Raw genomic sequence first — 12,590 nt, 5'->3', positions numbered from 1 at the left:
GATGGGTAGCGTGGCCGAGTGGTTTAAAGCACCTCATTGATAATGAGGCGGGCGTTTGGAACCGCCCCGTGGGTTCGAATCCCACCGCTACCGCCACCAATTTATTGGTCATCTATGCACGAGAAGACTTAGGGCGGCGTTGGTTCCATAACGTCGCCCACCCTTTTAAAGTCAATCTTCTTGAAATTTTAAAGTGTAGACATTATTATCACTGTTATGATTGGTCGTTCCAACTTGCTTAACAGCATGGATTAATCATTTGAGAACTAGTTTCTCTTCCGAGATAAATCTCGGTGGCGGTAGCGAAAACACCATAGCCCGCTCTGACTTTGTCAGAGCGGGCTAATTATTAAAGCCTAAGATGCATTTTAACTTTAGTCATTCTGTTCAAAATACAGCCCTGATAGTCCTTGATGTGCAAAAGGCCATCGATAACCCGCGCTGGAACAGCAAAAACAATCCGGGCTATGCCGATGTGATTGCAAAGCTGCTGGCAGACTTCCGTGCGGCCAGCCTGCCGGTGATCCATGTCCGCCACGAAGAAGCCAACCCGGCTTCAAGCTTTTATGTCGACGGCCCGGGACAACCGTTCAAGGACGAAGCCCTGCCGATTGATGGTGAAACCGTCATCGCCAAGCAACAAAACTGCGCCTTTGTCGGCACAACACTTGAAAAGCACCTACATGATCGCGGGATCAAACGCCTGATCTTTACCGGAGTCGTCATCCACAATTCGATGGATGTCACAATCCGCATGGCCCACTGCCTTGGTTTTGAAAACTGGCTGGTGCTTGATGCCACCACAGCCATTGATGTCACCGATGCCAATGGCAGGACCTTCGTGGCCCAGGACGTGTTTGATCTTTATGCAGCTGTTCTGGCCTCGGAATATTGCCAGCTCACCAAAAGTACTGACGTCATCGCGGCCTTTCCCTGATCGAAAAACGCACCCAAAAACAGTGTTTTGGCACAGCTGGTCAATAATCCGGCACGCCAAGCATAATCCTTCGCGCAGGCCCGGCTATTCTCAAGCATGGGTACAAACCGCTGATCATGTAGATCAGTCATGCGGAGGATGTGATGAATTCATCCGGAACAACTCAATCGGACTTTCAACAGGTCGGCGTTTCATTGCAGCCGGAACGTTCGACGTCTGTCCAGTCTCACCCTCTTCCTGTTGTGATTATCGCGCGTGATACGCCGGATCTGGGCGGCTGTTTCACCAAAACGTCGTCGTGCCGTTCAAGGCCGTGATTTGATCTGTGCGCAAAGTCCATCAAAGCGCATGGAAAACGAAATAGATGAAGGGGACAAGATACTCGCGTCCCCCCCTCGCCTGATCGCAAGCTCCGTCGATCAGGCACCAGAGCCTCTAGGCAAGCGTATGCAGCCAGTTCTCATAGCGCTTGTCGAGTGCCCCTTCATCAAGGTGGCGTGCGTGCGGCGTAACACCTGCACGCACATCGCCTGGCGTGACATCGTATTTGGCGCGGAAGGCCCGGATAAAGCCGGCATCGGTTTCATATCCGCATTCCAGTGCGATGTCATAAATAGACCGTCTGCGCTGCGTCGGATCGCCCAGAAGTTTAAGGGCGTGGCGAAGCCGCATGTCGCGCAGATACTGGTTCACCCCGCCATGCTGTTTGAACAGGCGGTAAAGGCTGGATCGCGACAGGCCAAGGTCATCGGCCGCCGTTTCGGCATTCAGGTCGGGCGAGAGAAGACGCTCGCGGAAAAACCGCCGGATCATCACGCCCTTTTCGATGTCCTGACGCATTGCCTGGGTCGCGTTGGTTTCGCCCGTTGCACCATTCAGGCAGGTCGACAACATCATAACGATGGTTTGCTGGATGACAGATATCTGACCGTCGTCCAGTTGATCAATATAACGATGCATCGACAGGATCTGGTTAAACAACATCCCGACCAGCGGGTCGCGCTCGGAAAGAAAACGCAGATTGTGGTCTTCCGCATTGCTCAGATGATCCTCGACCAGACGCCGGGGCAAAAACAGATGAACGGAATTGAACTGTTCGCTGGCCTGGGCTTCGGTGCGCTGCGAAAGATCAAGCAGCAGCAACCCGCCGGGCTTAAGGACATCCCCTCCAATACCGATATCGGATTTCACCCCGCCATCGGTGTAAAGCTGGACATTATAGTGATCCATGCCGTCTGCTGCGATCATCTGCGAGGTGCGCGAGAAGCTTTGTGAGCAGCTTTGCGCCTCGACCATCATCAGGTCGCGATGGCGCCAGGAATCAAGATCGGCAACAAAGCCATCGGCACGCGTGCGACGGTCCGCATCAACGCTATAGATGCAGTTGATGCTTTCTTTCCAGATCTCGAACTGTGTTGCGCTGAGCAAATCACGCAATGAAAAACGCGATCGCTCAAGCGCGGCGCTTTTGGGTTCTGTTTGTTGCGTCATACCTTGACAGGCAAATTCAGAAAATAACTATGTAGCCAGAGTGCGCCTGTTTTCGTTGGTTTTCAAGGACCTTAACATTCGAACACCATGATGTAAGAGACATGCTCAGATAAGAACCAATCGAGAATTGGCTCAAAGCTGCTGTCGTCATTGCCGAATGTTTCGCTCCTTGTTTCCTGCTAAAATGTTTCCATACAGAGAACAAAAACAGCAAATGGCAACAGACTGTTGCCAAAACGCGACTGGCCAATATCGGATCGGAAGCGCATATTCTCATCAAGTGATTTAGCAATCCGATGAGGTTTACCCATGCCCCAGACATCCGCGACTACCGGCAGCACCGCAAAAAGCCTTGCGCCGATCTTTATTTCCCACGGGTCCCCGATGGTGGTGGCGCGTCAAAGCACGCCGGCCTTCCACTTCTTTGTCGATGAACTCTCGAAAATGACCGATGGCGTGCGCGCCATTCTGATGATTTCCGCCCACTGGCAGGCAGCAAGCCCGACGATCTCGACCGCCGCCAAGCAGGAAACCATCCACGATTTCTATGGCTTCCCGCAGCCGCTTTACGATCTGCAATATGGCGTCGAAGGTGCACCGGAACTGGCGCGTGAAATCGCCGAGGAAATCGGCATTGATACCGATGCCAAGCGCGGCCTTGATCACGGTGCATGGATGCCGATGTATCTTGCCCGCCCCAATGCCGACATCCCGGTATTTCAGCTTTCCATGCTGGGACGCGGCAATGCGCGCGACCATTATGAACTGGGCAAGAAACTGCGCAAACTGGGCGAAAAAGGCATTCTGGTCCTTGCCAGTGGTGCCATGACCCATAATCTGCGTGCGCTTGATTTCAACGAAGGCCCGCCGCAGACCTGGGCGACCGACTTCACCGACTGGATGCTGGACAAAATCGAAGCCGGCGATATCGATGCCCTGCTTGATTATCGCGACACCGCCCCGGGTGCCAAAATGGCCCATCCGGAGGACGACCATCTGATGCCGCTTTATGTCGCGCTGGGTGCCGCCCCTGAAGGCTTTGCCGCCAAAGTCCTGCATAACAGCTACGAGTTCGGCAACCTTGCCATGACAGCCCTTCGCTTCTACGATCAGGATGAGCTCAAAACTGCGGCCTGATGGAACAATCTCTTGATCCCGTCCGGCCCCAAGCCGGACGGATATCATGCTTTCGCAAGATCAGATCACCCTTGAACTCACCACCAGCGGTCAGGGACTTTATGAGGTCACCGAACCGATCCAGTCATGGGTGGCCAGTACCGGTCTTGCACGCGGGCAACTGACGATCTTTGTCCGCCATACCTCGGCCAGCCTGACCATTCAGGAAAACGCCGATCCCGATGTCCGGCTTGATCTTGAAACCTTCTTTGGCCAGCTGGTGCAGGAAAATCCCAGCCTCTATCGCCATACCTGCGAAGGCCCGGACGATATGCCCGCCCACATCAAATCGGCCCTGACCGATGTGTCCCTGACCATCCCGGTCTCCAACAGCCGCGCCGTTCTTGGCACCTGGCAGGGCGTATATCTGTTTGAACACCGCCGTGCGCCCCATACGCGCAAGGTCACCCTGCATCTGATCGGCGAATAGGCCCGTTCTGCTTTGGACTAGGCCGCCTCTTTGCCCCCGGACACCCAAAGGCCTTTCACCTGAATTTCAAGCAGCTCGCGCAAGGTTGCGCACATGTCCTCGCAATCAAAATTCTGCGTGCTGAAATGCTCGTGAATGGTGAACAGAAACAGCGCGATCAGGGTCTTCTGAATCAAATAAGGCGGCAAATCCGGGTTCAGCTCCCCCGAAAGCTGCGCCTCTTCAATCAGGGCCTGAACAGCAGCAATCAGCCCGCTGCTTTCCATGACGGAGTGCACGGCCCCCTTTCTGGGCGAAAAGACAATCTGCTGCATGATCACCTGCCACAAACCGGGATTAAGCCCGACCTGCGTAAAGCGATATGACGCGACATGCATGACTTTATCGACAAAGGACCATTCCGGATCCATCGTATAAAGCCCCTTTTCAATCGCCTCTGCCATCTGCTCGCCAACACAGCAAATCAGCAATTCTTCCTTGGTCGGGAAGTGATTGAAGATCGTGCCTTCCGCAACCCCGGCCTTTTTGGCGATCTCTCGCGTTGGCACGGCATCAAAGGTCCCACTGCAAAAGCATTCCCGCGCGGCGGCAAGGATTTTCTGGCGGGTTTCTTCGCGTTGCGCAGTCCGACTATTCATCAACATCCCCTGATATGAGCACACTCACTGAGTATACTCATTTAAATCAGAAGACAGGATGAGTCAATTCCGAGCGAGATCTGCTGACTGCTCAAGCGCTGCCTGCATCACAGGCCCGCGACACGCCGCAAAGATGTCTGTCCCCGACCGATAAAGCCCGGTCGATACATGCATGGCGCCCAGCACGGTGGAAAACAGATTGTCGTGTGAAAAATGCCCTGCCTGCGCCAACTCCGAAAGGCAACCGGTCTCAATCCGGTTGTCCTTGGCATAGCCATCCGACATCCAGATCATCATCGGCACCTTGGTCTGTTCCGACGGTGCGAGAACGTAGGGCGCGCCATGCAGATACAATCCCCCCTCGCCCAATGACTCTCCATGGTCTGAAACATACAGCAGCACCACATTGTAATCGGCTTCGTAGGATTTAAGCTTTTCGGTCAGTTGGGCCACGACATAGTCGGTATAGCGGATCGTATTGTCATAGGTATTGATCAGCTCTTCAGCGTTGCAATTTTCAATATCACTGCGCGGGCAATCGGGGGCAAACGCCCGGTGTTCATCGGGATAGCGCTTGTAATAGGTCGGCCCGTGACTGCCCATCAAATGAAAGGCAATCAACTGGTCATGCGGTTTGTCGGATGCGACTTGCCCGTCAAGATCGCGGAGCATCACCGCATCAAAACACGTTCCCAAAACGCAATCGTCGGGGAAGTCATCAGGCGAGATCTCGATCTGCGACACTCGGTCACACACCCCTTTGCAGCCCTCGTCATTTTCCTTCCACAGCACATCAACCCCCGCATGCCCCAGCACATCCATCAGGCTTTCGCTATGGCGCGCGACCTCGCCGTCATAACCGGCATGATCCATCGGCGAAAACATGCAGGGCACCGAAACCGCCGTTGCCGTACCGCACGATGACACATCCTGAAACGCCAACATGCCGTCAATCTGGCTGGTAAAAGGCGATGTCGGGCGGTCATAGCCATTGGCGGCAACACTTTGCGCGCGCGCGGTTTCGCCGATGATCAGAAACATCAATGTCGGCTTTTCCCGGTCTTCCAGAACCACCTTGCGGGCATCCTGCCCGATGGCGCGAAACGGCATATCGGCATAAAGATAGCGCCGCTTCACAAGCTGGATCGTACCGGTAATGTAGTTGGACGGCACGATCTCCTTGCCCAGCACCTTGTTGTTGCGCCCGACCGATGCGTAATCCTTGAAATAAAGCCCCCCGATCCCGCCAAGGACGAGCAACGGCACCAACATCAAAACCACCCGCTGCCCAACCCCGCGCAAAACGGTTTTCGGGAACTTGAGCGGCACAAGGATCAGGAGTACGGCGGGCAAAATCCCGGTCACCGCAAACCACAAAGCTGCCTGCAGATTGAAATAGGAAAGCGCCTCGCCCTGATTGGTCTCGACCACGTTTTCGATCATGCCGCGATCAAACACGATGCCGTATTTCAACATCGCATAGTGCGCAAGCGCCCCGGTCAGGATCAGGAAAACAAAGAACGGCTTAAACAGATACCGCCAGGAAAACGGCGTAAACACCAGCAGCGACGCACAGATCAGAACCACCGGCGCGCTTATGGCAAAGCCGGTATCATAATCGCCAAGCCCCGCCAGAATGCTGTAAAAATGCCCCAGCACCTTCCAGTTCAGAACCAGCGTGAAATAAACCGCCAGCGCCAGCAAACAATATCGATAATCAATCGGTGAAAGGCGTAAAAACGAACGATGTCGCGGCATCCGGGTATCCTTGGGGCAATGAACCATGCCCCACGCATACCGCACGAACCTGACAGCAAACTGAAATCATTCGGAATATGTATAAGCCCGCCCGTCAGGCGGCCGCGCGTGCCCGCTTGCTTGCCCGCAGCCCCAAAAGGCTGTGAATGACAAGGGTCGTGATCACCACCGTCCCGCTGATCAATGTCATTTCGTCGGGCACTTCATTGACAAACACCCAGACCAGAAACGACCCAAAGATCGCTTCATTGAGCATGATCAGGCTGACTTCCGCCGCCGGAATTTTGCGCGATGCATGCGCAATCAAAAGGAACGACACCGGCAACACCCAGAAGCCAAGCAGCAGCATCCACACCCAGTCCGCACCAACTGGCGAGAACGGCGCGGAACCTGGCAGCAGGACAAGTGTCACAATAAACGCACCAAACAACATGCCCTTGATCGCGTCAACTTCCGGCTTGGCACCCAGCACATTGAAATAGCCCGCCATACAGATCGCAGCCCCAAGGGCCAACATATCACCCAGCGCATTCTTGCCACCAAACCCGGCACTGAACAGGCCCAGAAGTGCTACAAACACCACAACCGATGCCACCCAGGTGCGGATCGGTTGGCCGCGCTTAAAGATAAACACGCCGATTAACCCGGCCAGAAGCGGGGTTGCGGCAATAATGATCAGGGTATTTGCCGCATCGGTATTGCGCACCGAAAACATGAAAAGCGTGCAGGTCCCGCCGTAAAACAGCCCGGTCAGCATTTCAAACCGGCCGGGAACAATTGACTGCCAAACGCCCTCACCGCGCTTGGCCCCGTGCCAAAGTGCGACCAGCAACAGGGCGACGGTCAAAAAGCCCAGCCGCCAGAACGCGGTCGTAAAATCATCGGCCTCGATCAGACGCAGCAAAAGCGCATCGGGCGACAGGATCACAACCCCCAACAGGGCTATCCAGCCACCATGCACATTTTCCAACCGGTCCTTGAATGCCATCTGATCTGTCCTTCACCCGGCTGTCGCCTCATCAAATCCACAAAAAACAAAGCAGCGCGTCCTTGAACGTGCTGCGAACAACCTATTGTTGCGGGGCTTTCCCCTTATGGCAATTCGATTTTTCTCAACTGTTCTTGAAGACAGCAAAGCCCCTTGCCTGCCCACAGATCAGGCGATTGCAGCGATACAAAGAAACTGTTTTGTTTACCCGCCAACCCCGATAAGTTGGGGACAAATTTGAACATCTGCCAAGCAAAAGGATGGATCATCATGGCTGGTAAAATCGACGCCCATCTTGCCGATCTCGGCATCACGCTTCCGACCGCGACCGCCCCGGTGGCGAACTATGTACCCTATGTTGTCTCCGGCAATCTGGTTCATATCTCCGGTCAGATCACCATGGAAAATGGCGAGCTGAAATTCGTTGGCAAGCTCGGCGCGGACTATGATGTCGAAACCGGTCAGAAGGCCGCCCGTCTTTGCGCGCTCAACCTCGTTGCACAGCTCAAGGCAGCCATCGGCGATCTCGACAAGGTCACCCGCGTTGTCAAACTGAACGCATTTGTCAATTCCGCCCCGGACTTCACTGATCAGCCCAAAGTCGTCAATGGTGCGTCTGACACCATGGTCGAAATCTTTGGCGATGCCGGCAAACATGCCCGCTCGGCCGTTGGCGTTGCCGCCCTACCGCTGGGTGTTGCTGTCGAGATTGATGGCATTTTCGAAGTCGCCTGATCTTTCGATCCGTCGCACAAATTCCGCACCGACCAGCATCGCTGGTCGGTGCTTTCTTTTGCCTGTTTACAATTGATGAAAGTGGCTGCGCACCATCCCGGCAAAGACATCGCGCACTTCATTATGCGCCCCGGTCTTTTCCATCAGGCTGATTGCATATTTTGGAAGTTCCGGTAATTCATCCCCGCCCCGCAATGCTTCAAGCCCGTCGGGAATGGTGCCGACCAGAAACGCCGTGACTGACAAATCTGATCGCACAGTTGCCGCGGTTGCTTCGATATTGCCGCTTTCAAACACGCTGCGCCAGGCAATCCCGGCCCTATCAAGGCCATCGATCACGGCGGGCCGAAACGCGCATTCCCGACTGACCAGTGACACCGGAAGCGGGCGTTTTGTCTGCGCCTTGCCCGACTTCGCACCGACCCAGACAAGTGGCGCCACCAGCAGGCAATCGCCCGTGATCTGACCAACCGGCTCCTCGATCAGGGCAATGTCGACTTCACCATTTTGCACGAATGTCTTCAGTTCCGGCGAACTGTGACAGCGCAGCGAAAGCTCGACCCCCGGATACTGATCGCAAAACTTGCGAAGCGGTGTGCGCATGAAGCTGCCAACAAGGTCATAGGGGATGCCGACGGTCAGCTTGCCGACATAGCCATCATCACGCATTTCCTGCCAGATCTCGTCATTGAGCACCAACATCCGCTGCGCCTTGCGCAACAACTTCTCCCCGTCCTGCGTCAGGTGCAAACCTTTGCGCGTGCGTTCAAAAAGCGCGCGCTCAAACTGGGTTTCCAGCCGTTTGATCTGCTGGCTTATCGCCCCTTGCGTCAGGTTAAGCATCTCGGCTGCACCGGTCATGCTGCCAGTTTCTGCCACAGTCACAAAGGCGCGCAACACCGCCACATCAAGGTTTCGCATCACATCCCTGCCGCTCACACCACAGCATTACACATTGTAATGCTGCTCATAATGAACATTCGATTTCCTAATGCAAAGATTTGTTTTCTCATGATCTTCGCCCCTCGCGCCACCTTAGGACCCCGAATGTTCGAAACTCTCCTGCCCGTTTTGTCCTTTACCATGGCCGCTGCCCTGTCCCCGGGCGGCGCAACCACCCTTGCCACCGCATCCGGTGCGCAATTCGGCTTTCGTCGTTCTGTGCCGTTTATCCTCGGCATTTCAATCGGCATGCTGACCTTGGCGGCGGCTGGTGCGCTTGGACTGGCCAATTTGATTCAAACCTTTCCGGCCATCGAACTTGTGACCAAACTGATCGGAACAACCTATCTTTTGTGGCTGGCGGTCAAAATCGCCATGGCCCCACCGCCACCCACGGCCCAAACAAGCCCCCTTGAACAGGACACGAATTCAGACAGCAAACCGATCCCGTTTCTCGGGGCCTTCGGCTTGCTCTGGCTCAACCCAAAAGGCTGGGCTGTCACCATCGGCGCTGCCGCCTCGTTCTCTGCCATCACCCAGGACCCAACCGAACTGGCCATGATCCTTGGCGGTGCCTTTGCCTTTTCGGGTATGCTGTCGATGGCGCTCTGGTGTTCGCTGGGCTTCAGCCTGTCGCTGTTACTCACATCCGATTGGCAATGGCGGACAGTCAATGTGACGCTCGGTGTGCTTCTGATTGCCTCTGTCATTCCGATGTGGCTTTAAAAATCGCCTTGACCTCAACCCCGGTTGAGGTCGGACAAGGATCGCACCTTATCCAACCGGGGAATTTAAATGCGCGTCTTTGTTACCGGTGGCACCGGCCTAATCGGCTCGGCCATTATCGAAAACCTGATCGCTCACCAGCACCAAATCTTTGCGCTTGCCAGATCGCAGGCCAGCCGCATCTTGCTAACAGATCTCGGTGCAACCCCGATCATGGGCGACATCACCGATCCCGCCGCGTGGGCCGGAAACTTGCCCGCCATCAATGCCATCATTCACACCGCCTGCACATTCGGGGATGACATGGCGGATACGGATCGCATCCTGCTTGATCACCTGATCCCCGCCGCCCGCCAGATGCCGGGCCGTGTGCGGTTCCTCTATACCGGCGGCACATGGTTGTTTCCCCAAACCAAGCCAAATGAAGTAATTAATGAAAGCGCTGCGTTCGATCCCTTGCCAGACTTTGAATGGATGTGTGCGGGCATCGACCGCGTGCTTGGTGATGATGGCATTGACGGAATCATCATCCACCCGGCCTGCGTTTACGGCACCGGCCGCCACGGCCATTACGGGATGCTGTCGCGTGATATCGAAACCGCACGGACCGACAACCGAGTGACAATCATCGGTGCGCCGGACATCACCCTGCCCATCATCCACAACGATGATCTGGCTGATCTCTATCGGTTGGCCCTAAGCCACGCCAAACAGAGATCATCCTGGTTTGGTATAGGCATCAATGGCGTGCCCCATCAACGCCGCGCCCAACTGATCGCGACACATTTCGGCGGTGACGACTGCCAGATCGAGACCATCACCACCCAAACCGCCATGGACCGCCTTGGCAGTTGGGCAGCCGGTCTTGCCCATCATCAGGTCATGGAAAATCACGCTGCCATGCGCGATCTCGGCTGGTCACCAATCCATCAAAACATCGCAGCCGACATCCAATCGATGGCAAAGCCCGGTTTCTAACGCGCCAATGTAAACGCCATTAACTTTCAGTGCTGATCGATTTCAGGCCAACCACACCGCCAATGATCATCAGAAGGAACACGGCCTTAAGGGCCGTCATCGGTTCCTTCAGGAACAACCATCCGATCATCGCGACCGAGGCCGTGCCAAGCCCGGCCCACACCGCATAGGCGGTTCCGACCGGAATGATGCGCAGCGTCATCGACAGCACCCAGAAGCTCAGCCCATAGACGCCAAGGCTCAGAACCGTAAAGCGCCAATCGGTAAATCCGTTGGAGAATTTCAGCGATATCGTCCCGATCACTTCAAGGCTGATCGCAACAATCAGATATACCCAGGCGAGCATCTTTGACGTCCTTAACTGTAAGGGGTGGTGGCGGTTGGCATCCCCAAAATGGCCCAATTTTCCCCATGGGGCAATCCCCGCGCCCAACCCTATTCCCGCCCGACAAAATCGCCTTGCTGTAATCTGGATCAAAACGGATGGCAAAACCGTTGCGTATAGTCCCCTGACAGGGCACATTGCCCGACACGTTTTGCAGGCGATGGCAGCACGGATGCTTGCGCCATCCCGGCCCAAGAGACAGGATAAACAGTCATGATCGAAACCGATATTCTGATTGCAGGCGGCGGCATCGCCGGAATGAGTGCTGCGGCACGTTTTGCGGCAGACGGCCATCAGATCGTGATTGTCGACCCGGCCCCTTCTGATATCGGCGAAGGCACGGATCTGCGCACCACCGCTTTTCTGGAACCGGGCATTGAGACGCTTAAAAAAGCCGGCGTCTGGGATGCCATCAAACCGACGGGTGCGGAACTGCGCGTCATGCGGATTGTCGATGCTGGCGGTGCAGAGCGCACCCCGCGCGAAACCGCCGACTTTGATGGCTCTGAAACCAAGAACGGCTTCTTTGGCTGGAATGTCTCGAACAAGGCCGCCCGTGTCGCCCTGATGGCGCGCCTGGCGAAGCTTGATAATGTCGATTTCCGCTTTTCGACCACCGTGACCGCATTCAAAAGCACTGCGCGCTTTGGCGAGGCAACGCTTTCCGATGGTCAGACGGTCCGGGCAAAGGTCGTGATTGCAGCTGATGGTCGCAACTCATCGCTGCGTGACATGGCTGGGATCAAATACAAGCGCTGGGCTTATGATCAAAGCGCTCTGGTCTTTGTCGTTACCCATGACAAACCTCATGACAGCATCTCGACCGAAATCCACCGCACTGGCGGCCCGCTGACCCTCGTCCCGATGCCAGATTTGAATGGCAAGCCCTGCTCGTCGGTCGTCTGGATGGTCCCGGCAAGCAGTGCCGATGAACTGAACGCCATGAGTGACGAGGCCTTATCCGCCGAGATCACCAAGGACACCATGAACCTGTTTGGGCCCCTCACGGTCGCAAGCCCACGCGCCGTCTGGCCGATGATCTCGCAAGTGCCATCGCGCCTGATTGCCGCCCGCCTTGCCTTGATCGCGGAATCCGCCCATGTCGTCCCGCCGATTGGCGCACAGGGACTGAATATGAGCCTGCATGACATCGAAACCCTGGCCGAACTGATGGCCAAGGCCAAACTGCATGGCGAGGATATCGGCGCAACCCCGCTTCTGAAATCCTACGAACGCCGCCAGTTGCCCAAAACCGTCATGCGCGTCGGCGGCATCGACCTTCTGAACCGCGCATCCATGTTCGAACCTAAAACACTACGTGACCTGCGCTATGCCGGCCTCACCGCCATCAACCGCATCGGCCCGCTACGCAAACTCGCGATCAAGGTCGGGGTGGGTAAGTAACA

At 55.6% G+C, this 12,590-nt stretch carries 13 protein-coding genes and 1 tRNA gene; 8 read left to right on the top strand and 6 right to left on the bottom strand.

Annotated elements, in window-relative coordinates; translation table 11 throughout:
- Window positions 1-4 precede the first annotated feature (4 nt).
- Window positions 5-96, top strand: a tRNA-Ile gene (locus UF64_RS11245).
- Between the two features lie 265 nt (window positions 97-361).
- On the top strand, window positions 362-937 hold the full coding sequence (locus tag UF64_RS11240) for an isochorismatase family protein (RefSeq protein WP_044828640.1): 576 nt from the start codon (window positions 362-364) through the stop codon (window positions 935-937).
- A gap of 435 nt (window positions 938-1,372) precedes the next feature.
- Here the strand turns inward: UF64_RS11240 and UF64_RS11235 are convergent, their stop codons facing one another.
- The gene (locus UF64_RS11235) at window positions 1,373-2,428 is read right to left on the bottom strand and encodes a helix-turn-helix domain-containing protein (RefSeq protein ID WP_044828639.1); all 1,056 of its coding nucleotides are present in this window, start codon (window positions 2,426-2,428) and stop codon (window positions 1,373-1,375) included.
- A 309-nt stretch (window positions 2,429-2,737) separates the two neighbouring features.
- On the opposite strand from UF64_RS11235, the gene UF64_RS11230 reads away from it, so the two are divergent.
- Together UF64_RS11230 and UF64_RS11225 are read left to right on the top strand one after the other, a co-directional pair.
- A complete protein-coding gene (locus UF64_RS11230) occupies window positions 2,738-3,565 on the top strand; it encodes a class III extradiol ring-cleavage dioxygenase (RefSeq protein WP_044828638.1) in 828 nt (275 codons plus the stop codon).
- Window positions 3,566-3,611: 46 nt separating this feature from the next.
- Window positions 3,612-4,034, top strand: coding sequence for a secondary thiamine-phosphate synthase enzyme YjbQ (locus UF64_RS11225; protein WP_044828637.1), 423 nt, complete (start codon window positions 3,612-3,614; stop codon window positions 4,032-4,034).
- 17 nt (window positions 4,035-4,051) lie between these two features.
- Here UF64_RS11225 and UF64_RS11220 read toward each other — a convergent pair whose 3' ends face one another.
- The 3 genes from UF64_RS11220 to UF64_RS11210 all read right to left on the bottom strand — a co-directional run bounded on the left by UF64_RS11220 (window position 4,052) and on the right by UF64_RS11210 (window position 7,418).
- Entirely contained in the window at window positions 4,052-4,672 is a 621-nt protein-coding gene (locus tag UF64_RS11220; protein ID WP_044828989.1) for a TetR/AcrR family transcriptional regulator, read from the bottom strand.
- A 63-nt stretch (window positions 4,673-4,735) separates the two neighbouring features.
- Window positions 4,736-6,430: a phosphoethanolamine transferase gene (locus UF64_RS11215; protein WP_044828988.1), complete on the bottom strand. Its 1,695-nt coding sequence runs from the start codon at window positions 6,428-6,430 to the stop codon at window positions 4,736-4,738.
- 94 nt (window positions 6,431-6,524) lie between these two features.
- Entirely contained in the window at window positions 6,525-7,418 is an 894-nt protein-coding gene (locus UF64_RS11210) for a DMT family transporter (protein ID WP_044828636.1), read from the bottom strand.
- Between the two features lie 270 nt (window positions 7,419-7,688).
- Between UF64_RS11210 and UF64_RS11205 the strand changes: the two genes are divergently transcribed.
- Window positions 7,689-8,153, top strand: coding sequence for a RidA family protein (locus UF64_RS11205; RefSeq protein WP_044828635.1), 465 nt, complete (start codon window positions 7,689-7,691; stop codon window positions 8,151-8,153).
- 66 nt (window positions 8,154-8,219) lie between these two features.
- Here the strand turns inward: UF64_RS11205 and UF64_RS11200 are convergent, their stop codons facing one another.
- Entirely contained in the window at window positions 8,220-9,074 is an 855-nt protein-coding gene (locus UF64_RS11200) for a LysR family transcriptional regulator (protein WP_044828987.1), read from the bottom strand.
- Between the two features lie 126 nt (window positions 9,075-9,200).
- Between UF64_RS11200 and UF64_RS11195 the strand changes: the two genes are divergently transcribed.
- A complete protein-coding gene (locus UF64_RS11195; RefSeq protein ID WP_044828634.1) occupies window positions 9,201-9,821 on the top strand; it encodes a LysE family translocator in 621 nt (206 codons plus the stop codon).
- Between the two features lie 69 nt (window positions 9,822-9,890).
- Window positions 9,891-10,799: an NAD-dependent epimerase/dehydratase family protein gene (locus UF64_RS11190; RefSeq protein ID WP_044828633.1), complete on the top strand. Its 909-nt coding sequence runs from the start codon at window positions 9,891-9,893 to the stop codon at window positions 10,797-10,799.
- Window positions 10,800-10,818: 19 nt separating this feature from the next.
- On the opposite strand, the gene UF64_RS11185 is transcribed toward UF64_RS11190, so the two are convergent.
- A complete protein-coding gene (locus tag UF64_RS11185) occupies window positions 10,819-11,145 on the bottom strand; it encodes a multidrug efflux SMR transporter (protein WP_044828632.1) in 327 nt (108 codons plus the stop codon).
- 252 nt (window positions 11,146-11,397) lie between these two features.
- Here UF64_RS11185 and UF64_RS11180 point away from each other — a divergent pair, with 252 nt between their 5' ends.
- Window positions 11,398-12,588 carry an FAD-dependent oxidoreductase gene (locus UF64_RS11180; protein WP_044828631.1) on the top strand — a complete coding sequence of 397 codons (1,191 nt, stop codon included), beginning with the start codon at window positions 11,398-11,400 and terminating at the stop codon, window positions 12,586-12,588.
- The last annotated feature ends 2 nt before the right edge of the window (window positions 12,589-12,590 follow it).

This window comes from Thalassospira sp. HJ, assembly GCF_000948415.1.
GTDB lineage: Bacteria > Pseudomonadota > Alphaproteobacteria > Rhodospirillales > Thalassospiraceae > Thalassospira.
The sequence above is the reverse complement of the archived record's forward strand: the minus strand, read 5'-3'. Positions and strand labels throughout refer to the sequence as shown.